Origin of the sequence: Pseudoxanthomonas sp. USHLN014 (genome assembly GCF_037153335.1) — a bacterium.
Classification (GTDB): domain Bacteria; phylum Pseudomonadota; class Gammaproteobacteria; order Xanthomonadales; family Xanthomonadaceae; genus Pseudoxanthomonas_A; species Pseudoxanthomonas_A winnipegensis.
In genome coordinates this window covers 199719-221311 of sequence record NZ_JBBCKO010000003.1, presented here as the reverse complement: position 1 = coordinate 221311, position 21593 = coordinate 199719, and the positions used below count along the sequence as shown (strand labels likewise).

At 69.8% G+C, this 21593-nt stretch carries 21 protein-coding genes; 8 read left to right on the top strand and 13 right to left on the bottom strand.

Annotation, left to right across the window (positions count from 1 at the left end; genetic code table 11):
• Positions 1-144 precede the first annotated feature (144 nt).
• Positions 145-1416 carry a peptidoglycan DD-metalloendopeptidase family protein gene (locus WFQ05_RS07945; protein ID WP_228257938.1) on the bottom strand — a complete coding sequence of 424 codons (1272 nt, stop codon included), beginning with the start codon at positions 1414-1416 and terminating at the stop codon, positions 145-147.
• A gap of 184 nt (positions 1417-1600) precedes the next feature.
• Between WFQ05_RS07945 and WFQ05_RS07940 the strand changes: the two genes are divergently transcribed.
• Complete coding sequence (locus tag WFQ05_RS07940) at positions 1601-2281, top strand: hypothetical protein (RefSeq protein ID WP_337053366.1); 681 nt, start codon at positions 1601-1603, stop codon at positions 2279-2281.
• 216 nt (positions 2282-2497) lie between these two features.
• Positions 2498-4222: a M28 family metallopeptidase gene (locus WFQ05_RS07935; protein ID WP_337053365.1), complete on the top strand. Its 1725-nt coding sequence runs from the start codon at positions 2498-2500 to the stop codon at positions 4220-4222.
• A 72-nt stretch (positions 4223-4294) separates the two neighbouring features.
• On the opposite strand, the gene WFQ05_RS07930 is transcribed toward WFQ05_RS07935, so the two are convergent.
• Positions 4295-5020 (bottom strand): pseudouridine synthase, encoded by a 726-nt coding sequence (locus WFQ05_RS07930; RefSeq protein ID WP_130521490.1) that lies wholly within the window; start codon positions 5018-5020, stop codon positions 4295-4297.
• Positions 5021-5528: 508 nt separating this feature from the next.
• Positions 5529-6902, bottom strand: coding sequence for an outer membrane protein transport protein (locus WFQ05_RS07925; RefSeq protein WP_130531973.1), 1374 nt, complete (start codon positions 6900-6902; stop codon positions 5529-5531).
• Between the two features lie 336 nt (positions 6903-7238).
• On the opposite strand from WFQ05_RS07925, the gene WFQ05_RS07920 reads away from it, so the two are divergent.
• The gene (locus WFQ05_RS07920) at positions 7239-7682 is read left to right on the top strand and encodes a thioredoxin family protein (protein ID WP_234852742.1); all 444 of its coding nucleotides are present in this window, start codon (positions 7239-7241) and stop codon (positions 7680-7682) included.
• A 6-nt stretch (positions 7683-7688) separates the two neighbouring features.
• On the opposite strand, the gene WFQ05_RS07915 is transcribed toward WFQ05_RS07920, so the two are convergent.
• From WFQ05_RS07915 to WFQ05_RS07905, 3 genes are read right to left on the bottom strand one after another with little or no spacing between them, the layout of a single operon-like run.
• Positions 7689-8285 (bottom strand): class I SAM-dependent methyltransferase, encoded by a 597-nt coding sequence (locus WFQ05_RS07915; RefSeq protein ID WP_337053364.1) that lies wholly within the window; start codon positions 8283-8285, stop codon positions 7689-7691.
• A 13-nt stretch (positions 8286-8298) separates the two neighbouring features.
• Positions 8299-9957: a ubiquinone biosynthesis regulatory protein kinase UbiB gene (gene ubiB / locus WFQ05_RS07910; protein WP_337053566.1), complete on the bottom strand. Its 1659-nt coding sequence runs from the start codon at positions 9955-9957 to the stop codon at positions 8299-8301.
• Between the two features lie 26 nt (positions 9958-9983).
• Positions 9984-10613 (bottom strand): SCP2 sterol-binding domain-containing protein, encoded by a 630-nt coding sequence (locus WFQ05_RS07905; protein ID WP_337053363.1) that lies wholly within the window; start codon positions 10611-10613, stop codon positions 9984-9986.
• 243 nt (positions 10614-10856) lie between these two features.
• Between WFQ05_RS07905 and ddlA the strand changes: the two genes are divergently transcribed.
• Positions 10857-11963 (top strand): D-alanine--D-alanine ligase, encoded by a 1107-nt coding sequence (ddlA, locus tag WFQ05_RS07900; protein ID WP_337053565.1) that lies wholly within the window; start codon positions 10857-10859, stop codon positions 11961-11963.
• Between the two features lie 11 nt (positions 11964-11974).
• A complete protein-coding gene (locus WFQ05_RS07895; RefSeq protein WP_337053361.1) occupies positions 11975-12445 on the top strand; it encodes a GNAT family N-acetyltransferase in 471 nt (156 codons plus the stop codon).
• Positions 12446-12454: 9 nt separating this feature from the next.
• Here WFQ05_RS07895 and WFQ05_RS07890 read toward each other — a convergent pair whose 3' ends face one another.
• The 3 genes from WFQ05_RS07890 to oleC form a co-directional block, all read right to left on the bottom strand.
• Positions 12455-12610 (bottom strand): DUF1328 domain-containing protein, encoded by a 156-nt coding sequence (locus WFQ05_RS07890; RefSeq protein ID WP_130521481.1) that lies wholly within the window; start codon positions 12608-12610, stop codon positions 12455-12457.
• A 76-nt stretch (positions 12611-12686) separates the two neighbouring features.
• Complete coding sequence (oleD, locus tag WFQ05_RS07885; RefSeq protein ID WP_337053360.1) at positions 12687-13685, bottom strand: 2-alkyl-3-oxoalkanoate reductase; 999 nt, start codon at positions 13683-13685, stop codon at positions 12687-12689.
• Positions 13682-15328: an olefin beta-lactone synthetase gene (gene oleC / locus WFQ05_RS07880; RefSeq protein ID WP_337053564.1), complete on the bottom strand. Its 1647-nt coding sequence runs from the start codon at positions 15326-15328 to the stop codon at positions 13682-13684. The genes oleD and oleC overlap by 4 nt, the downstream gene beginning before the upstream one ends.
• 128 nt (positions 15329-15456) lie before the next feature.
• On the opposite strand from oleC, the gene WFQ05_RS07875 reads away from it, so the two are divergent.
• Both WFQ05_RS07875 and WFQ05_RS07870 read left to right on the top strand, forming a co-directional pair.
• Positions 15457-16269 (top strand): class I SAM-dependent methyltransferase, encoded by an 813-nt coding sequence (locus WFQ05_RS07875; protein ID WP_337053359.1) that lies wholly within the window; start codon positions 15457-15459, stop codon positions 16267-16269.
• Positions 16270-16355: 86 nt separating this feature from the next.
• On the top strand, positions 16356-16736 hold the full coding sequence (locus WFQ05_RS07870; RefSeq protein ID WP_130521475.1) for a YkgJ family cysteine cluster protein: 381 nt from the start codon (positions 16356-16358) through the stop codon (positions 16734-16736).
• A 59-nt stretch (positions 16737-16795) separates the two neighbouring features.
• Here the strand turns inward: WFQ05_RS07870 and WFQ05_RS07865 are convergent, their stop codons facing one another.
• On the bottom strand, positions 16796-17752 hold the full coding sequence (locus WFQ05_RS07865) for an alpha/beta fold hydrolase (RefSeq protein WP_337053357.1): 957 nt from the start codon (positions 17750-17752) through the stop codon (positions 16796-16798).
• Between the two features lie 118 nt (positions 17753-17870).
• Between WFQ05_RS07865 and WFQ05_RS07860 the strand changes: the two genes are divergently transcribed.
• Positions 17871-18611 carry a UPF0149 family protein gene (locus tag WFQ05_RS07860; RefSeq protein WP_130524632.1) on the top strand — a complete coding sequence of 247 codons (741 nt, stop codon included), beginning with the start codon at positions 17871-17873 and terminating at the stop codon, positions 18609-18611.
• A 90-nt stretch (positions 18612-18701) separates the two neighbouring features.
• Here the strand turns inward: WFQ05_RS07860 and WFQ05_RS07855 are convergent, their stop codons facing one another.
• The 3 genes from WFQ05_RS07855 to WFQ05_RS07845 form a co-directional block, all read right to left on the bottom strand.
• Positions 18702-19871, bottom strand: coding sequence for a Fic family protein (locus WFQ05_RS07855; protein WP_205954319.1), 1170 nt, complete (start codon positions 19869-19871; stop codon positions 18702-18704).
• Positions 19872-19984: 113 nt separating this feature from the next.
• The gene (locus WFQ05_RS07850; protein WP_130521835.1) at positions 19985-21001 is read right to left on the bottom strand and encodes a 3-oxoacyl-ACP synthase III; all 1017 of its coding nucleotides are present in this window, start codon (positions 20999-21001) and stop codon (positions 19985-19987) included.
• Between the two features lie 148 nt (positions 21002-21149).
• Positions 21150-21461 (bottom strand): DUF4156 domain-containing protein, encoded by a 312-nt coding sequence (locus WFQ05_RS07845; RefSeq protein ID WP_130521836.1) that lies wholly within the window; start codon positions 21459-21461, stop codon positions 21150-21152.
• Between the last annotated feature and the right edge of the window lie 132 nt (positions 21462-21593).

Below are 21593 nucleotides of genomic sequence, written 5' to 3'. Positions count from 1 at the left end.
CCTAACGCCCCGGATTATGCGGGAAGCGGGAGAAAGGAAAGCGCAGCGGGCGAGGCGGCGTCAGGCGCGCGCAAGCGCAGGAGCAGCGCGTGCTTGCGGCGGCACCGGCTCACCGCGCGCTCCGCTTCATTCGCTGCTCTCCGCTCAACGCCGCTGCAGCCACGCCCCCGGATCCACCGGCGAGCCGCCCTTGCGCAGTTCGAAGTACAGCGCCGGCGTGCCCCAGCCGCCGGAGCTGCCGACCTTGGCGATGGGATCGCCCTTCTTCACCACCGCGCCGGCGTCGCGCAGCAGCGCCTCGTTGTGCGCATACAGGCTCATGTAGCCGTTGCCGTGGTCGATGATCAGGATCATGCCGTAGCCGGTCATCCACTCGGAGAACACCACCGTGCCATCGGCCACCGCCGAGACGGTCGAGCCCACCGGCGCGCCGATCAGCACGCCCTGGCTGGTGCGGCCATCGGGCAGCTGCCCGCCGAAGCGCGCCAGCAGGTTGCCCGAGGTCGGCCAGCTCAGGCCGCCGACCTTGAGCGCCGGCGCGCTCGCCACCACCGGCGGCGGCGGGGCGACCTTGCGCGGCGGCGGCGGCGGACGGCCTTCCGCCTTCGCTTCGGCGCGGTCCTTGGCCGCCTGCTCGCGGGCGGCGGCCTCGCGCGCGGCCTGCTCGCGCCGCGCACGCTCGGCGGCGGCGCGGCGTTCGGCCTCGGCCCGCGCGGCGGCCGCGCGCAGGTTGGCCAGCAGGGTCTCCAGGGCCTTGGCGTCGCGACCCAATTCCTGGGCCCGGTCGCTGCGGTCCTCGTAGCGTTCGTCCAGCTGGGCGACCAGCTGGGCCTGGGCGCTGCGGTCGCGCTGCAGCTGAACCACCTGGGTCTGCTGGCGCTTGTGGGCGTCCTGCAGCGCGGCGCGGCGCGCCTGGATCTCGCGCTCCAGCGTCTGCAGCTCCTGCAGCTGGCCGGTGAGCGCGGCGATCTTGCCGGCCACGTCGCCCTGCACGTAGCGGTGGTAGACCATGGCGCGGTTGGCGTCGGCCACGCTGTCCTGCGACAGCAGCACCTTCAGCGGTGCGTTGCTGCCGGCCATGTAGGCCGCGCGCAGCAGCTGTTCCAGCTCGGCGCGCTGGCCGGACAGGCGCTGCTGCATCTGCGCGCGCTTGTCCTGCAGCTGCGCCAGGGCGGCTTCTTCCTTGCGCAGCGCGGTCTGGGTCTGGGTAAGCTGGCGGCTGGACTGGCCGACCTGCTCATCGGCCGCGCGCAGCTTGCGCGAGGCCTCGCCGCGCTTGCCCTCCAGGTCGCGGCGCTCGGCGGCGATGGACTTGAGCTCCTTGCGGACGGTCTCGAGCTTCTTCTGGGCTTCCTTCTGGCTCTGCGCCCAAGCCGGTGCGCAGGCGCCCGCGGCCAGGACCAGCAGCGCCGCCAGCGTGGCGCGGCGGGCAGGCGTTGAGCGAAGCGACTGGGGCACGGATGCATCTTCGGCGACGGAGCAGGCCCCGATTGTAGCCAGGGCCGCCGTCGCATCCTGTCCAGGCGCCTTCCGCGCGTTTAAACCCTGGGCACGATGGCCGCATCCAAGCCCGTACATCACCCGCACAGGAACCGCATCCATGACCGTCTCGTTCTCCCGCCCCGCCCTGCTCGCGCTGGGCATCGCCCTGGCCCTGGCCGCCAGCGGCGCATCGGCCCAGCAGTCCATCGACAAGGTCCTGGGCAGCATCACCGCGCAGTCCGGCCAGGCCTACGGCGACCTGGAAACGGTCAACGGCAGCATCACCATCGAGGCCGGCGCCACGGTCAAGGAAGCCGGCACCGTCAACGGCTCGATCAAGGTCGAGGACAAGGCCGTCACCGGCGACCTGGAGACCGTCAACGGCAGCCTGAGGCTGGGCCGCCAGGTCACCGTCAACGGCAGCCTGGAGACCGTCAACGGCAGCGTCTTCGTCGACCAGGGCGGCAAGATCGCCAAGGGCATCGAGAACGTCAACGGCGCCATCGGCATCGTCGGCACCGAGGTCGGCGGCAGCATCGAAACGGTCAACGGCGATCTCACCGTCGGCGCAGGCTCGCACGTGCGCGGCGGCATCAAGATCGAGCGCAACCAGGGCTGGTCGAGCCGCAAGCAGGAGGGCAACCCGCCGCGCGTGATCATCGGCCCCAACGCGGTGGTCGACGGCGCGCTGGTGTTCGAACGCCCGGTCAGGCTGTACGTGCATACCAGCGCCAAGATCGGCCCGGTGACCGGCGCCACGCCGATCGCCTACAGCGGCAACACCGCGCCGACCGAGTAAGCCGCGCCTGCCGCGTCCCCGTTCCCGGCGGGGACCCCGTGCCTTGGCCCTCTCTCTCCAAGATCACGGGGTTCCCGCTTCCATTGCGACCACCGGTTCGCCTCCGCCCCAGGCGGACGTCCCACGTGGCCCTGTCCGGATCGACAGGCCCCGCGCGCCGAGGATCGGCCCAGTCTGGCTAGAATCCCGGGTTCCCGTTCACCGCAAGGAACCCGCATGTCCCGCACGCTGCTGCTGGGCCTGGCCACGCTGACCGCGCTGGCCGCCTGCAAGAAGCCGGACGCGCCGCCGGCGCCGGCCGCCTCCACGCCCGCCCCTGCCCAGGCCGCATCCGCGCCTGCGCCGCATGCCTTCTCGCCGAAGATCGACGCCGGCGATTTCGGCGAACTGGTCAAGACGCTGTCCTCCGACGCCTTCGAGGGCCGCGGCCCCGGCACGCCGGGCGAGGACAAGACCGTGGCCTACATCACCGAACAGATGCAGCGCATCGGCCTGAAGCCCGGCAACGGGGACAGCTGGACGCAGGACGTGCCGATGGTGGAGACCACGGCCGATCCCTCGACCACGCTGACCATCACCGAGGCCGACGGCAGCACGCAGACGCTGGCCTTCGGCGAGCAGATGGTGATCGGCACGCGCACCGGCAAGCCGGAGATCGATGTCAAGGACAGCGAGCTGGTCTTCGTCGGCTACGGCGTGGACGCCCCCGAGCGCAAGTGGAACGACTACGCTGGGACCAAGAGCTGGAAGGGCAAGACCGTGGTGATGTTCGTCAACGACCCGGGCTTCCACACGCACGATGAGGCGTTGTTCGACGGCAAGCGGATGACCTATTACGGCCGCTGGACGTACAAGTTCGAGGAAGCCGCGCGCAAGGGCGCCGACGCGGCGATCATCATCCACGACAGCGAGGGCGCCAGCTACGGCTGGGACGTGGTCAAGAACTCCTGGGCGGGCAAGCAGTACGACCTGCCGGCCGCCGACGATCCGTCGCCGCGCATCCCGGCGCAGGGCTGGATCACCGGCGAGGTGGCGCGCACGCTGTTCGCCAAGGCCGGGCTGGATCTGGACCAGGCCTACAAGGACGCGTCCAAGCCCGGCTTCAAGCCGGTGCCGCTGAAGGCCAAGCTGTCCTTCGACCTCAAGAGCACGATCGGCCAGGCCAAGTCGCGCAACGTGATCGGCGTGCTGCCCGGCAGCAAGCGCCCCGACGAGGCGGTGCTGTACATGGCCCACTGGGACCATCTGGGCAAGCACGACAACGAGGACGGCGACAACATCTACAACGGCGCGGTGGACAACGCCACCGGCGTGGCCGGCATCCTGGAGATCGCCGATGCCTTCGCGCATCAGGAGCCCAAGCCTGAGCGTTCGGTGGTGTTCCTGGCGGTGACGCTGGAGGAGTCGGGCCTGCTGGGTTCGAAGTACTACGTCGCCCATCCGACCTTCCCGCTGAACAAGATCGCCGGGGTGATCAACATCGATGCGATGTCGGTGGCGGGCAAGGCGCGCGATGTCACCGTGACCGGCATGGGCGCCTCGCAGCTGGAGGACCTCCTCAAGCCGCTGGCCGCCGCGCAGGGCCGCACGCTGCATGCCGAGGCCTCGCCGCAGAACGGCTCGTACTTCCGCTCGGATCACTTCAACTTCGCCAAGGCCGGTGTGCCGGCGCTGTACGTGGACGGCGGCGAGGACCTGATCGAGGGCGGAGAGGCCGCCGGCAAGGCCGCCGCGAAGGAGTACGGCGAGCAGCGCTACCACTCGCCCGCCGACGAGTACGACCCGGACACCTGGAAACTGGACGGCACCATGCAGGACCTGGAGCTGGTCTACGGCGTGGGCCGCGAGCTGGCCGGTGGCGACCAGTGGCCCAACTGGTACGACGGCAATCCGTTCAAGGCCGCGCGCGATGCGATGATGAAGGCGCCGGCCAAACGATAGGCCAGCGGTTCGAGTCGAGGAAAAGGCGCCGCACGGCGCCTTTTCTTTTTCCGCCGATGAAAGCCCTCGCGCTCAGCGCGCGTCGTGATCCCAGCCGAACAGGTCCAGCGCGCGCATGAACTGTGCATCCAGCGGCGCCAGCGCTTCGATGCGTGCGCCGGTGTGCGGATGCAGGAAGGCCAACCGGCGCGCGTGCAGCAGCATGCGATGCACGCCGCGCATGCGGAAGGCGCGGTTGTGGCGGCCCTCGCCGTGGCTGGTGTCGCCGATCAGGGGATGGAAGGCGTGCTTGAGGTGGCGGCGGATCTGGCGGAAGCGCCCGGTGTGCGGACGCGCGCGCAGCAGGGCGTAGCGTGAGGTCTCGAAGCCGCCGGACGGCACATCCAGTTCGCCGCTGGCCAGGCGCACGAAGCCGGTCATGGCCGGCTTCTTCTCCGGCTTGCCCGGGCCGCCGTCCAGGGCGTGGTCGATGGTGAACTCGGCTTCGGGCCAGCCGCGGCAGACGGCCAGGTAGTCCTTCTCCACCTCGCGCGACATGAAGCCCTGGCCGAGCACCGAGGCGGTGTCGCGGTCGAAGGCCACCAGCAGGCAGCCGCTGGTGGCGCGGTCCAGGCGATGGATCAGGAAGATCGGCCGATCCAGCTGCGCGCGCAGCAGATCGGCCAGGAACACCTCCTCGCCGCGGGCCAGGCCGCTGTCGTGGACCATCAGCCCGGCCGGCTTGTCGACCACGGCCAGATGGGCGTCCTGGTACAGGAGTGCGATGGGCGGTAAGGGCGAATCGGAAGCGAAGCTCATCGCGCCATTGTCCTCGGCCCACTGGCGTGGCGCGAGTCGGGTTGTCCGGCCATCAACGAGTCCTTGCGGAATGCCGACCCGATCCCGTGGGAGCCGCTATGGCGGCGATGAGGCTCTACCGGGAAGGCCGCATCGCCGCCATTGGCCGAAAAGGCCACAAGGGCGTCTCCTACCTGTAGAGCGGAGCTCGCTCCGCTGCTCTTCTTTCAGTTCGTGGGGAAGGCCCCAGCGGAGCAAGCTCCGCTCTACAGGCAGGCCACTGCGAAATGCGAGGGGACAGTTGCTCCCACCGAAGGATGGAGGCGCGGCCAATCCTCTCCCGCCAAAGAATCAGCCAGGAATGGCGACTGAGCCGAGGCGCGCGCCCGGTCGGGGCGAAGCTGGCTACCGAAGTGTGGGGCCAGCCTCGCACTCCAGAGAAGACCCAAACCAACAAAAAGGGCGACGCCGGATGGCATCGCCCTCGTGATCGCCAGGGCGTCCAACGCTCCGGCGCATGCGGCCGCGCTTAGAAGTGCAGGCCCATCTTCACGCCCACGGCCATGGCGCTGTTGTCCTTGAACTCGCCAGCGTAGCTGTGCGCGCCGGTTTCGGCGGTGGCATCGCCCAGCCAGAAGTACTTCACGCCCGCGCTCAGGTCGATCTTGGGCGTGGGGCTGTAGCGCAGGCCGACGCCCACGTTCCAGTAGCCGTCCGTCGGGCCCAGGGTGGTCACCGGGTTGCCGGCGCCGCCGTCCCAACCCACCGAGAACGAACCGGACACCGTTTCGGTCAGCTTGCGGCCCAGGCCCAGGTTGGCCGACCACTGGTCCTTGGAGTAGTCGACCAGATTGAAGCCGTCCGGCTTGCCGATCAGCGGGCCGACGGCCTCGGCGAGCTGGCCGAACTGGGCCGGACGCACCGCGAACTTGGACCACTGCACCCAGCGCACATTACCGAACAGCACGGTGTCGGCCATGATGCCGGTCTGGAAATCCAGGTTGACCGACTGCGGCGTGGTGATCGAGGTGGTGCCACCGCTCAGGCCGCCCAGCGAGCCCAGCGTCCCGGCCAGCGCCTGACCGGTGGCCGCAGGGAGGCGGCCGGCCAGCACCAGCTGCTGGATCAGGCCGGCCAGCTGCGCGCGGTTGGCGCCCAGCGCGGTGACCAACGGCATCGATTCGTTGGCGTTGATGTCGTAGTCGATCTCCGAGCGGTAGGTCAGCGAGACCTGCAGGGCGATCTCCGGCTTCTGGTAGGCGATGCCGGCCAGCCAACCCCAGTCGCGCTTGGACGGGATCGACAGGTCGTAGCCGTTGAAGGCCGAGTAGGTCGAACCGCGCAGCGACACCTCGCCCTTGATCTCCTGGTAGACGCCGCCGGCGTAGAGGTTCCAGTTCTCGGTCGGCTGGAAGCCCACCAGCGCCGACAGGCTCTTGGTGCGCACTTCCACGTCGGTGTCGCCGGTGATGCCGGCATTGAGGCCGTAGGCGGCCAGCTGGCCGTTGCTGACGACGCTGGGGCCGGTCACGATCGGCAGGCCGCTCAGCACCACGTCGCGCGGGTTGGCGGTGAAGGCGTTGGCGCCGTGGTACTCGGCCGACGCGCCGAAGGGCTCGTCGTAGATGAAGCCGAAGGAAAACTTCTCGGTGGGCTGGAACTTGATCGCGCCGCCGACGAAGTTGTAGCTGTTGGCCACGTTGCCGGTGTCGGTGCCGTTTTTGTCCTTGCCGTCCACCTTGGGGTTGAGGAAGCTGCCGCCGTATTCGGCGTAGTTGCCTGGCTTCAGGAACGGCGCGATGGACTGGCCGGAGCGGTCAAGCGCCGAGGCGAAACCCGCCCCGCTGGCGGCGGCGCAGATGGCGCCCACGGTGATGGCCAGCGCATTCTTCTTGTTCAACATGTATCCCCTCCGGATCCACGAGTTTGTCGTTGTCTTGCATGCCGATCGGCACGCGTCCTTGATTCATTGCATCTGCAACTTGTTCGCCCGCGGCGTGCCTAGCCCTCGCCGTACGCCACGGTACGGGGCCATTCTGGCCCAGCGGGACTGCGCAGGCTACTTACAAGAACAAAAGATTTACATTTTGGGCTTCGACTTTAGTCGTAGGGCGCGGCATGCCCGCCCCCGCCACGCCGCGTTCCACGCATGCGTGCGCTGGGCCATTGACGCCGGGGACCCGGTCCGCCAACCATCGCCGTTCCCTTCCCCATTGGCCTGTCCACCATGAAGCGCTTGATGCCGACCCTGCTGTTGCTCGCCGCCACCGGCGCCGCCCTGGCCGCCGACCTGCCCTACAACCCGCAGGCCAACGCCAAGGCCGAGGTCGCCCAGGCGCTGGCCGCCGGCAAGCAGGCGCACAAGCCGACCCTGCTGATCTTCGGCGCCAACTGGTGCGGCGACTGCCGGGCGCTGGATACCTCGCTGCACAGCGAGAAGAACGCCGCGCTGGTCAACCAGCACTTCGAGGTGGTCAAGGTCGACGTGGGCAACTGGGACCACAACCTGGACATCGCCAACACCTACGGCAACCCGATCGAGAAGGGCATCCCCGCCGCGGTCGTGGTCTCGCCCACGGGCAAGGTCGTCTACACGACCAAGGCCGGCGAGCTGGCCAACGCCCGCAAGATGAGCGACGAAGGCATCTACGACTTCTTCAGCAAGGTCGCCAAGGGCGGCTGAGGACGCTCAGTCGGGCGCGCGCACGGCGACCAGTTCGCCCTTGCCCACCGGCAGGAGGGCGCAGGTCAAGGCATCGTCCGCGCGCAGCATGGTCTCGAACGCCGCCAGCTCGGCGGCGTGCGAGATGGCGTTGTCCACCACCAGCGTGCCGCCGGGGCGCAACACCCGGCGCAGGTCCGGCCACCAGACCGGATAACGGCTGCGGTCGGCGTCGAGGAACACCAGGTCGGCCGACGCCGTCTGCGCCGCTGCCAGCCATCCACCCGCGTCGTCCTGCACCGAGGTGATCGTCGCGGCCAGCCCGCTGCGCGCGAACGTGGCCTGGGCCAGCTCCCACTTGTCGGGCGCGAATTCCAGCGTGGTGACCCGTCCGCCGAGGGCCGCGGCCGCTTCGGCCAGCCACAGCGTCGAATAGCCGTTGGAGGTGCCGATCTCCAGTACCCGGCGCGCCTGGGTGGCGCGCACCAGCACCGCCAGGAACTCGCCGGTGTCCGGCGTGATGTTGAGCATCCGCGCGCCACGCGCCTGCTGCACGGCGTCGTTGCGCTCGCCGTGGGCGAACAGCTCGGCCTTCAGGGCCTGCAGCGAGGTGTCGGCGTGCACCGTCTCGGCGCCTTCAGCGTCGCAGCCAGGCCGACAGCAGCGCCAGCGTGCCCAGCGCGCCGGTGAACCAGGTCCACAGCGGCACGCCCCACAGGCTCGGGCCGCCGACGCCGAAGGCGTGCAGCACCGCGGCCACCACCAGCAGGCCCGCGCCGCCGATGGCGGTGACCACGCGCCGCTGCAGGCGCTGCAGGGTCAGGTTGAGCGCGGCCAGGTCCTTCGAACGCATCGACAGCTCGTGCTGGCCATCGACCTGCTGCTTGAGCCAGGCATGCACCAGCCGCGGCATGTCCGGGGCGTGGGTCATGATCTCGGGGATGCGCTTGCGCAGCTCGTTGACCGCATGCAGCGGGCTGTAGCGCTTGACCAGGATGCGCTGCAGCACTGGCTTGGCCACCGCCCAGATGTCCAGTTGCGGATCGAGCTGGCGGCCGACGCCTTCGATGTTGAGCAGGGTCTTCTGCAGCAGGATCAGCTGCGGCTGCAGGGTCAGCTCGTACTTCTGCGCGGTGCGGAACAATTTGATCAGCACCTGCGCCAGCGAGATCTCCGACAGCGGCCGGGTGAAGTACGGCTCGCACACCGCGCGCGCGGCCGCCTCCAGCTCGTCGATGCGCACGGTGGCCGGCATCCAGCCGGCCTCGACGTGCAGCTCGGCGATACGCCGGTAGTCCTTGTTGAAGATGGCCATGAAGTTCTCGGCCAGGTAGTACTGGTCCTGCTGAGAGAGCTGGCCGACGATGCCGAAGTCCAGCGCGATGAAGCGCGGGTCGTCCTTGCGCAGCGGATCGGGATCGACCCAGATGTTGCCGGCGTGCGCATCGGCGTGGAAGAAGTTGTCGCGGAACACCTGCGTGTAGAACACGCGCACGCCCTTGGCCGCCAGCGCCTTGCGATCGATGCCGGCCGCGTCCAGCGCGACGATGTCGTCGGAAGGAATGCCGACCACGCGCTCCATGGTCAGCGCGCGCTCGGCGGTATGGGTCCAGATGATCTCCGGCACGTACAGGTCGGGCGAGTCCTGCCAGAAGCGGCGCATCACGCTGGCGTTGGCGCCCTCGCGCTGCAGGTCCAGCTCGGCGGCGAGCGTAGCCTCGATCTCGGCGACGATCTCCTTGGGCCGGATCTTGTCGGCCGACGGATGCGCGTAGTCCACCAGCGCCGCGCCGGACTTGAGCAGCGCGATGTCGCCGGCGATCTGCGCCTCGATGTCCGGGCGCAGCACCTTGACCACGACCTCGCGGCCGTCGTGCAGCGTGGCCGCATGCACCTGCGCGATCGAGGCCGAGGCCAGCGGCGTGGTGTCGAAGTGGGCGAAGGCCACCTCGATCGGCACGCCCAGCGCCTGCTCGACGATGGCCCGGGCGCGCTGCCCATCGAAGGGCTTGACCCGGTCCTGCAGCAGGGTGAGTTCCTGCGCGACGTCCGGCGGGATCAGGTCACGGCGGGTGGAGAGGATCTGGCCGAACTTGACGAAGATCGGCCCCAGCTCCTGCAGCACCAGGCGCAGGCGCGCGCCACGGCTGAGCGCGGCCACGTCGTCGCGGGCGCGCGGCACGAACGGCCGGGCCAGCCTCAGCCACGGGCCGGCCGGCGTGTCCTCCAGCAGCGCGTCCAGGCGGTAGCGGATCAGCACGCGGCCGATCTTGTTGGCGCGCACGGCGGCGCGCACGCTCTTCATCCCCGGCCACGCCATGCTCATGCGCGCGCCGCCAGGCGCGACAGGCGCGCAGCCAGGCGCTCGACATCGTCGCGCAGGCCGTCGACCTCGTCGTGGAAGGCTTCCAGCTCGGCCTTGGCGACCACGTCGCGCGATTCCTCGGTGACGAACTCGGCGGCGCTGCCGGCCAGCTCGCTGCCGGTCTCGCGCAGGCGCAGCAGGGTGGTGCGCAGCGCGCCGGCGATCTGCACGCCCAGCACCGGGCCGAACATGCTCACCAGCGGCTGCGCCCAGTCCGGGTCGAAGCGCCTGGCCAGCGTCTGCAGGCGCCGCGCCAGGTCGGCATCGCCGGACACGCGCAACTTGCCGACCGGCGCGGCATCGTCGCGGCGCAGGAACGGCAGCTGGCCCAGCAGGCCGCCCAGCGTGCTGCGCACGGCCAGGTCCGGCTCGCTGGCCGGGTCGACCGGCCCCACGTGCAGGCGCTGGGCCTCCACGGCGATCTCCAGCGCCAGCGGCGGGGAATCCAGCGCGATGGCGATGCGTCGGCCGGCCAACGGCGCCAGCGCATCGCGCGTGTCCGGGTCGAGCGCGACGGCACGGTTGAGCGCGGCTTCCAGCGCGCGGCCGGCCAGCAGTTTGAGGGCATCGAAGGGGGTGGGCGACATGGCGGGCATTCTAACCGGGGGATGCGCGTGCCCCGCGCGATGGCAGGCCTGCAGAAGCGTGCGAGTCGATACCTCCGGTGGGCGCGGGCTGGCTTTGCGGCGCCTGGTCGACCTGCCGCTAAGTCGCGCCGCAGCAAGAACCTTGCGGTCCGCCTGGCCTCCCCATTCCCCTGCCCCGACTGGGCAGCGACCCGCGGATCGGGTCATCCTGTGCGCCCTTGAAGAGCAGCGATGGACAGGTCGGTGGGCAAGACGCGCGTGGGCATTCTTTTCGGCGGCAAGTCGGCGGAGCACGAGGTGTCGCTGCAGTCGGCACGCAACATCGTCGAGGCGCTGGACACGACGCGCTTCGAGCCGGTGCTGATCGGCATCGACAAGCAGGGCCAATGGCACCGCTGCGACCCTCAGGCCTGGCTGCTGCATGCGCACGACCCCAAGCGCATCGCGCTGCGACCCGGCGAAGCCGGAGTGGCGCTGGTACCCGGCGCGACGCAGGGCCAGCTGCGCGCGGTCGATGCGGCCACCGCGCTGGCGCAGATCGACGTGGTGTTCAACATCGTGCACGGCACGCTGGGCGAGGACGGCGCGCTCCAGGGCCTGCTGCGGGTGGCCAACCTGCCGTTCGTGGGCTCCGGCGTCCTCGGCTCGGCGGTGGCGATGGACAAGGACGTGGCCAAGCGTCTGCTGCGCGACGCCGGACTGGTGGTCGCGCCCTTCGTTTGCCTGACCCGGCGCAGCGCGGCGCAGGCCGACTTCGAAGCACTGGTCCAGCGCCTCGGATTGCCACTGTTCGTCAAGCCCGCCAACCAGGGCTCGTCGGTCGGCGTGAGTCGCGTGACCGAGGCGGAAGGCTTGGTCAGGGCGCTTGAGGAAGCCTTCCGCTACGACCACAAGGTGCTGGTGGAGGCGGCGATCGCCGGCCGCGAGATCGAGTGCGCGGTGCTGGGCAACGACGATCCGCAGGCCAGCGTCTGCGGCGAGGTGGTCGTGCACGACGCCTTCTACGCGTACGACACCAAGTATCTCAACGAGGACGGCGCCGAGATCGTGGTGCCGGCCAAGCTGGATGAGGACACCCAGCAACGCATCCAGCAGATCGCGCTGCGGGCCTACCAGGCGCTGGACTGCGCCGGACTGGCCCGGGTGGATGTGTTCCTGACCCCGCAGGGCGAGGTGGTGATCAATGAGATCAACACCCTGCCCGGCTTCACCCGCATCAGCATGTATCCCAAGCTGTGGCAGGCCAGCGGTATGACCTATCCGGAGTTGGTCACCCGCCTGATCGAGCTGGCGCAGGAGCGTCATGCACGTGACAGCGCCCTGGCGAGCAGCGTGGCGCTGGACAAGTGAGCCGGATGCCCATGCTGCGAGACGTTGCCCCGACCGATCTGCCGGCCCTGCTGGCGCTCAACAACGCCCATGCCGCGGCGCTGTCCTGGCAGACGCCGACGCAGTTCGCGCAACTGATCGGGATGGCCTGCTTCGCCCGGACCTGCGGTCAGGCCGATGCCTTGCTGATCGCGCTGGACCAGGACGCGGTCTACGACAATCCGAACTTCGCCTGGCTGTCGGCGCGCTTCGAGTGCTTCGTCTACATCGACCGGGTCGTGGTGGCCGAGCACGCGCAGGGCCGCGGGCTGGCCGGCGCCCTGTATGAGGCGTTGAAGCAGCAGGCGCGCCTGCAAGAGCAGACGCGCCTGGTGTGCGAGATCAATCTGGACCCGCCCAATCCCGGCTCGGTCGCCTTCCACCAGCGACTGGGCTTCGAGCAGGTCGGCCAGGCCGACCTGCCCAGCGGCAAGCGGGTCGGCTATTTCGCCTGCCCGCTCTGACGCGGTCGCCTACGCTTTTTTGCGGAAGAACGAGATCACGGCCAGGATCAGGAACACCACGAACAGGACCCAGGCGATGCTGGAGGCGGTTCCGGCGATGCCGCTGAAACCCAGCACGCCGGCGATCAGCGCAATGACCAGAAAGACGATGGCGTAGTGAAGCACGGCGGTGATTCCTTGTGGCGCGCCGGATCGGCGTGCGACCAGCCTGTGGCCTGGCGCATCGCGGCCGCGTGAGGATTCAGCCGGATTCGCTCCACGCGCTCTTCAGGCGGGCCAGGCCCTCGGTCATCGACACGCGCGGCACGTAGCCGAAGTCGCGCCGCGCCGGCTCCATGCTGTACCAGTGCGGCGTGCACAGCTGTTCGGCCAGGAAGCGGGTCAGCGGCGGCTCGCCCTTCAGCGGCAGCGCCTTCCACAGCACTTCGCAGGTCGCGCCGATGCGGTAGGCGGTCTTGAACGAGAGGGACTTGCGCACCGGCGGCGTGCCGGTGGCGGCCAGCAGCGCATTCAGGACCTCGCGCATCGGCCAGGGCTCGCCGTTGGAGATGAAATAGGCCTTGCCGGCGCAGACCGCGCCCGGCGCCAGGTGATCGAACGCGTCCAGATGCGCCTGCGCGGCATTGTCGATGTAGGTGGTGTCGACCTTGTTCATGCCGTCGCCGACCAGGCGCAGGCGGCCGCTGCGCGCGCGTTCGACCAGGCGCGGCAGGATCTGATGATCGCCCGGCCCCCAGATCAGGCGCGGACGCAGCGCGATGGTGGCCAGCGAGGCGTCGTTGGCCGCCAGCACGCGCTGCTCGGCGATGGCCTTGGTAGCCGCGTAAGGCGCCTGGAAGTCCTCGCCGTAAGGCACCTCGTCGGCGCCCAGACCTTCGACCGGATGGGTCGCGCGATGGGTGACGCTGGGCGTGGAGGTGTACACCAGCCGCGAGGTGCCGTGCGTGCGGCAGGCGGCGATGACGTTGTCGGTGCCGACCACGTTGGCCTGGTGATAGCTGTCGTAGCTGCCCCAGGCGCCGGCCTTGGCCGCGTTGTGGAAGACCGCATCGACCCCGGCCACCGCGTGGCGGACCGCATGCGCATCGGCCAGATCGCCCTGGATCTGGCCCACGCCCATCGCCGCCAGCGCCGGGTAATGCCCGCGCTGGAAGCTGATGACCTCATGCCCGCGTTCGAGCAGGCCGCGGCACAGCGCCTGGCCGAGGAATCCACCACCTCCGGTGACCAGCAGCTTCATGCGGATATCGCTCCTTGTTCGGCGGCCCAGATCGCCAGCTTCTCGCGGCCGATCTTGGCGTTGTGGCGGATGTCCACCGGGAAACCCGGATGGCGCAGGAAGGTGGCGATGCCGCGCAGATGCGCGTGGCGCTGGGCGATGGCGCGCAGGTCGGCGGCGACGGCATCGGCGCGCTGCGGCGAGACGCCCGGCAGCAGTTCGAAGCACAGCACCGGCACCTGCGCGCCCGGCGTCCCGACGCCGACCAGCGCGGTGCGGCGCACTTCGCCGTGCACGTTGAACACCGGCTCGGCCTGCTCCGTATAGAGCGGCCCGGCGGCGGTTTCCACGCGCTGGGTCTTGCGGCCGCAGAACCACAGTCGGCCCGCGGCATCGAAGTAGCCGACATCGCCCATGCGATGCACCACGCGCGTGCCGCCGTCGGCCAGCGTCTCGCGGATCTTGGCGCTGCGCGTGGCGGCGTCGCGGTTGAAGTAGCTGTCGGTGGCGGTCGGGCCGGCGACGGTGATCTCGCCGACCTGGCCGGGCGGGAGTTCGCGCACGCCGTGCCACTCGGGAATGGCCGCATCGTCGATGGCGATGACGCGCACCAGGTTGGGCTCGACCGGGCGGCCGACGCAGGTGCCGGCGCCGGCCTCTGTGGCCTGCCGGGTGGCGTCCAGTTCGCGGCCTTCGATCACCGCGACCGGCAGGCATTCGGTGGCGCCGTACGGCGTCCAGAACTGGCCATCGTCCGGCAGCAGCGCGCGGATCTTCTCCACGATGTCCGGCGGCACCGGCGCGCCGGCGGAGGTCACGCGCTTCACCGTCGGCAGCGGATGGCCGTACTCGGCCAGCACCCGCATCAGCGCCGGCGAACCGAACAGCTGGGTCACGCCGAAGCGGCGGATGGCCGCGTGCAGCTTGGCCGGGTCGGCCTTGGCCGGGCGCGTGGGGTCCATGTCCGGGATGACGCTGGTCAGGCCCAGCGCCGGATCGAACAGCGCGAACGGCGGAAAGGTCGGCAGGTCCACGCCGCCGGGCACCATGCCGAACGCCTTGCCCAGCAGCTCGATCTGGCCGACGAAATGCCGGTGCCGGTACACCACGCCCTTGGGCACGCCGGTCGAGCCGCTGGTGAACAGGATGCCGGCCACGTCCTCGCCGTCGGTCGCGGCCAGCTGCGGGCCGGCGCCGGCGCCGTCACGTTCGACCTGGGCCAGGGTGACGCCGCCCCAGCCCAGCCGGGGGCCGGCGGTGACGATCCGGGTCGCGCTGCGCGCCCAGCCCAGCAGCAGGCGCGCGGCCTGCGCCAGCGGGATGCCGATGAAGCCTTGCGGCTGCGCCTCGTCCAGGCACTGCTTCAGCGCGCGCCGGTCGATGCCCGGGTCGACCAGCACCGGCACCGCGCCGGCCTTGAACAGCGCGAACATCAGCAGGAAGAACGCCGGCGAGGGCCGCACCATCACCACCGTGCGCGTGCCCCGGCCGATGCCGTGCCGGGCCAGGCCCGCGGCGATGGCGTCGCTGCGCGCGTCCAGCTGCGCATAGGTCAGCGCGATGTCGTAGCGCCCGCCGCGGCCCGGGCAGCGCAGCGCGATCTGGTCGGGGCGCTCGCGCGCCAGTTCGGGCAGCCGTGCGGCAATGTTGCAGACGGTGGTCATCGCGCCATTGTCGCCGATGGCGCTGCCGCGCACGCCGTCGCCGCTGCGCGCGGATCGCGTCAGCCCATGGCGCACGACCGGGCGTTTGCACACAATGGCCGCAGGCGCCCCTTCGCGGTAGACCGACGATGCACGCATCGACCACCTACACCGCGGCGGAAGGCGCAGGCTACGAACGCAACATGGGCCGCTGGAGCCGCCAGCTCGCGCTGCCCTTCCTCGACTTCGCCGGCACCGGCGCGCGCGAACGGGTGCTGGACGTCGGCTGCGGCACCGGCGCGCTGTCGGCGCAGCTGCTCGCCCGCGAGGCGTCCTGCGAGGTCCATGCGGTCGACCTCACCCCTGCCTATGTCGCCCACGCGCACCGGCATCTGCCGCCGCCGCGCCCGGCCTTGGCCGTCGGCGACGCCTGCGCCCTGCCGTATCGGGACGGCGTGTTCGACCGGGTGCTGTCGCTGCTGGTGCTGCACTTCGTCCCGCAGCCCGCGCAAGCCGTTGCGCAGATGGTGCGCGTCGCCCGGCCCGGCGCGACGGTGGCGGCGGCCGTGTGGGACGCGCGCGGCGGCTTCGTCGCCGGCCGGATGTTCTTCGACACCGCTGCCGCCCTGGATCCGGGCGCGGCGCAGCAGCGCGCCCGCAACTTCACCCGGCCGATGACGCGGCCGGGCGAACTGGCCGCCGCCTGGCGCGAGGCCGGCCTGGTCGAGGTCGAGCAGACGCAGGTGGGCATCCGCATGGCCTTCGCCGACTTCGAGGACTACTGGAGCCCGTACCTGGGCAAGGACGGACCCGGCGCTGCCTACGTGGCCGGCCTCGACGCGGCCGGGCGCACAAGGCTGGAAGCGGCCATGCGCGCGGCCTATCTGGACGGCGAGGCGGACGGCCCGCGCGCCTATGCCGCGCTGGCCTGGGCGGTGAAGGGCCGGGTGCCGCTCGCCTGAACCAGGCGCAGCGCTTGCGCGCGCCGGCGGTTCGGGCAGAATCCGCGCCCTTGTCCGACCTCGCCGCGCGCCGCCCGGCAGCCCCCATGCATCCCTGCCTCAGCTGCGGCGCCTGCTGCGCCTATTTCCGCGTGAGCTTCCACTGGAGCGAGGCCGAGCCGACCCTGGGCGGACACGTCCCCGTCGAATTGACCGACTCGCTGCGCACCCACGAGCGTGTCATGCGCGGCACCTCGCAAAGCCATCCGCGCTGCATCGCCCTGGACGCGGACATCGGCCGCTACAGCCGCTGCACCATCCACGACCGCCGCCCCTCGGTATGCGCGGCGGTGCCGGCGTCGCTGGAGTTCGGCCAGCGCAGCGCGCAATGCGACAAGTCGCGGCTGGCGCACGGCCTGCATGCGCTGACCGAGGCCGACTGGATCGGCGTCAGCGACATCGAGCGCAATCCGCTGCCCGCGGACTGAGGAAACCTCAGCCTTGTGGGTGGTGGGAGCCGCCATGGCGGCTCCTACCGAGCGCACCGCTAGGCGGGTTCCGTCACCGGATGCGCATCGAGGAAGGCGCGGATCTGCGGTACCAGCACCGCGTGCTTGTCTTCCAGCACGTAGTGGCCGGCATCCTCGAAGGCGGCCAGCTGCGCCTGCGGCAGCGCCTGGCGGAAGCCGTCGAGGAAATGCCGGTCGAACACGAAGTCCCGCAGCCCCCAGCCGATGAAGGCAGGCCGATCGGCGAAGGACGGCAGCGCACGCCCGGCGGCCTCCAGCAAGGGCCAGGCGCGATCGGCCGGCGAGAGCGGGATGTCCTGCATGAAGCGCACGGTCGAGATGCGGTGCGCCCAGCTGTCGTACGGCGCCACATACGCCCGACGCACGTCCGGAGGCATCTTCCTCTCCACGCCCACGCGCGAGGCGCCGCTGGAGAAGGCGTTGAACGCGCGGATGAGAAATGCGCCGAACAGCGAATCGCGCCCCAGCGCGATCTGCCACGGCATCGCCTTGGCCGCCGGCAGTGGGAACGCGGCGGTGTTGGTGATCACCAGCCGCCGAACCTGCGCCGCATGCGCCAGCGCCCAGCCGAAGCCGATCATGCCGCCCCAGTCGTGCACCGCCAGCGTCACCGGCGTGGCATCGTCGATGCCGGCATGCCGCAGCAGCGCCTGCAGGTCGTCCACGCGCGATTGCAGGGTGTAGTCGTAGGCCGGCAGGCGGCCGTGCGCATCGGGCCTGCCGTGCGGATGGCGCAACCCGCCGCCGTCGTCGGGCTTGTCGCTCAGGCCCATGCCCACATGGTCGGGCACGATGCAGCGATAGCGATCGCGCAGGCCCGCCACCAGATGGCGCCAGTAATAGCTCCACGACGGATTGCCGTGCAGCATGACCACGACTTCGCCCTCGCGCGGGCCCTCGTCCAGGTAGTGCAGGCCGATGCCGGGGCGCACCTCGAAGCGGTGGCTGCTGAAGTCGTAATCGGGGAAGCGCACGCGGGTCTTGAGGGGCGTTTGCGGGTGCGCATTGTAGCGGCCGGCCCCGCGCCACGACACGCGCGTCCCCGATGCGCTCTACCATGCGCCTCCTCACTGTCCCTGTGCCGCCTCCGCCATGTCCACGCCTACCGCTCCTCCCGCCTACCTCGACGACGCCCAGATCGAGCAGCTGTCCGATCTGCTCGACCAGCGCGCGGTGCCCTTCAAGGGCTTCAATCTGGAGGCGCTGGACGGCTTCCTGTCGGCGCTGGCCGTCTCGCCGTCCACGGTCCCCGTGGAGGAATGGCAACCGGTGGTCTGGGGCGGCAAGGCGCCGCGCTGGGACGACGCGGAGGCCGCGGCGCAGGCCCAGTCCCTGCTGATGGGCCACTGGAACATGGCCAGCGCACGCACCCGCCACGACGAGGACAGCCTGCCCGACCACCTCGCGCCGCTGCTGTGGCTGCCCGAGGACCCGGAGCTGACCGGCGAGGAGGCCCTGCACGAGGACGAACTGGATGTCGGCCACGACTGGGCGCTGGGCTTCTTCACCGCCGTGGAGCTGCGCGAGGCCGAATGGGACCAGTGGCTGGACGAGAACGAATGGATCGAGGAGATCTTCGACCAGCTCGATCGCCTGGCCAGCGGCGAGGCGATCAACCCCGACGACCCGAGCGCACCGGGCACGCCGATCGGCTATCAGGAACGGCTGGCGATCGTGGCCAGCCTGCCCGGCATGCTGGCCGACCTCAACCACCACCGCGTCGATGCCCTGACCCCGCGCACCCCCATCCGCCGCGACACCGCCCCCGGCCGCAACGACCCCTGCACCTGCGGCAGCGGGAAGAAGTACAAGAAGTGCTGCGGCGCGCAGTAAGCGCGGCAGCGTTGCGTAGGTGCGGGCAGCGAGCTGCCAGGCATTCGATTGCGGAGGTCGTGGTGGCTCAACGACAGGCGCTCGGTGCGCTCACAAGGGCTGTGCGCCTTCGCTGAGGATGTCCAGGTAGCGCTGGTAGGCGAAAACGCGGTGGCGTTGCTGTCCGGTCAACTCGTTGACGATCTCCAGGTCTTCCAGCGCGCGTACCGCCGCGCGGATGGTCGGGCGACTCAGCGCCAGCCGCGGGGCGACCTGGGGCACGGTGAGCACCACGCGCCGAGCGAACTGCTCGAACACCAGGCCGACATTGCCGGCGCGCTGGCCCAGGGCGGCGATGCGGGCCCGATCGCGGGCCAGCAGCGCCAGCAGGCGCTGCGCGGTGTCCACGGCCTGCTGCGCGGTTTCGGCCACGCCGTCGAGGAAGAATCCCAGCCAGCCCTCCCAGTCACCGCTCACGCGCACTGCGTTGAGTCGATCGTAGTAGTCGGCGCGGCGGCGCTTGAAGTACAGACTCAGGTACAGGCTAGGGTCTCGAAGCACGCCCTCGTTGCACAGGATCAGCGTAATCAACAGGCGACCGAGCCGCCCGTTGCCGTCGCTGAAGGGGTGGATGGTCTCGAACTGCACGTGCGCCAGCGCTGCCTTGACCAGCGGCGGCATCTGTCCGGGTGGGGCATGCAGGAATCGCTCAAGCGCGGACAGGGACTCAGGCAGCGCTTCCGGCGGTGGCGGAACGAAATGGGCCAACGCAGGCGAGCTGCCTCCGACCCAGACCTGACCTTTACGAAATTCGCCCGGCTGCTTGCCGGCGCCACGCCCACCCTTGAGCAGCAGCGCGTGCATTTCGCGGATCAAGCGCAACGACAGCGGAAAGTCGTCCTCGCGCATGCGGCGCAGGCCGTGGTTGAGCGCCGCCACGTAGTTGGAGACTTCCTCGACATCGTCGATGGGCACACCCGGCGCTGCGTCCACTTCGAACAGCAGCAGGTCCGAGAGCGAAGACTGCGTGCCTTCGATCTGCGAGGACAGCAAGGCTTCCTTGCGGACGTACTGGTAAAGGAACAGCTCCGGGTCGGGCAGCATCATGGTGATGCCATCCAGGCGCCCCAAGGCCTGGTCGGCCCGCTCTTTGCGCGGCACCAGGTCCGCCAGGGAAAAATCCAGCGGCGGGCTGGGCGGCAACGGATCAGGCACGAAGGCCTGATAACGGCTCCCGGCGAGGGAGCCAGAGACGTAATGCCCGGTCGTCTTGCGCGCCATGAAATTTTCCTTGGAGGCGCAGTTCACCGCCTCAAGGAAATTTATACGCCGTATTTTTACCTAAGAATAGCGTCGCGCCAGGGCAAGGAAGATCCCTGCCTTGGCTCCGCGCCTCACCACACCACTTCGGCCATGGTGCAGTTCAGGCCCGAGCCGATGCCGAGCAGGGCGATGCGGTCGCCCTTCTTCAGGCGGCCCAGCTCCTTGAGCTTGCTCAGCACGATCGGCACCGAGGCCGGGCCGATGTTGCCGTGCTCGCCGAAGATGGTCATGACCTTCTTCGGGTCGATGCCGAAGGTCTTGATGAAGGCCTGGGTGTGCGGCTGGCTGACCTGGTGGATGATGAACTGGTCGATCTCGTCGACCGCCCAGCCCAGCACCTGACGCGCGGCCACGAAGGTCTTCTGCGCCAGCTTCATGCCCTCGATCAGCAGCATCTTGGTGTCGGTGACCATGCGGTCCAGGTTGCCGCGACACAGCTTGTTCCACTCGGTCGCCGAACGGGTCACGCCGCCCTTGTAGACCGGCGCATCGGGCACCAGCTCGCGGCGCGCCATCACCATGGCCACCGAGCCGCAGCCCAGGGTCAGGGCAGCCAGCTCGTCGCGGAACTCGGCCTCGGTGACGTTGGGCGCGGTCATGCGCTCGAGGGTCTTTTCGTAGACCAGGTTGGCGGTCTCGCCGTCCACGACCAGGGCGTACTCGATCTCGCCCCGCTCGATCATGCGCGCGGCGATGTCCATGCCGTTGATGAAGGCCAGACAGGCATTGGCCACGTCGAAGGCCATGCAGTGGTCGCCCACGCCCAGGTTGCCCGAGACGATCGAGGCCGTGGACGGTTCCAGGAAGTCGCGGCTGACCGAGGTGTTGACCAGCAGGCCCAGGCGCTCGGCGCCGATGCCGGCATCGATCAGCGCCTTCTTCGCCGCCAAGGTGGCCGCATCCGAGGACTGCACCTCGTCGTCCCACAGGCGGCGCGCGTGCACGCCGGCCACGTCGTTGAGCACGTCGGTGCGGATGCCCAGCCGGTCGAAGGTCGGCTGCAGGCGTTCGTTGATTTCCTTGGAAGTCAGCACATGCGGCGCATCGACATGCGCCAGTCCCGCGATGGAGACGTTCTGGAAAAGCATTGGACGAGTGCCCAGGCTAGAGGCGAAGGGGCGCCAAGGGTAGCGGTTTCCCACCCTTAACGCATCTTTGACGCAGCACGCAATGCCGCGTGCGCGCGCCTTACGTCGCCGTACGGGTTCGTATCGTGAACCTATTCAGTCAGAACTGTCAGCGGCAGCGCAGTCCGACGAAGCGCTGCTCGCCATCGGTGGGCGCGGTCAGGGGCTGGATGGCGTCGGCCTGCAGGGTCAGGGCTTCGTTGCGGGCCAGGGTCTCCAGCTCGTCGCGGACCTTGAGCTCGTTGCGCTCGTAAAAGGCCACCTTGTCCTTCACCGAGACCGAGATCTCGCCCAGCTTCTGGCAGCTGCTCGGCGTGCCGGCCGGCAGCACCTTGATCGCGCTGGCCTGCGGGGTCAGTTCCACCCAGGTGCAGGCGGTCAGGACGGGCAGCAGGGCGGCGGACAGGACGAGCAGGCGCATGGGAGCTCCGGTCGAAGGCAAGGACGGATGGAAGGCCTGCATGGTGCCGCAGCCTGGATGAATGGGGAAGGCGAAAACCCGGGTGCGCGCGTGCTCTGTAGAGCGGAGCTTGCTCCGCTGGGGCCTTCCCCC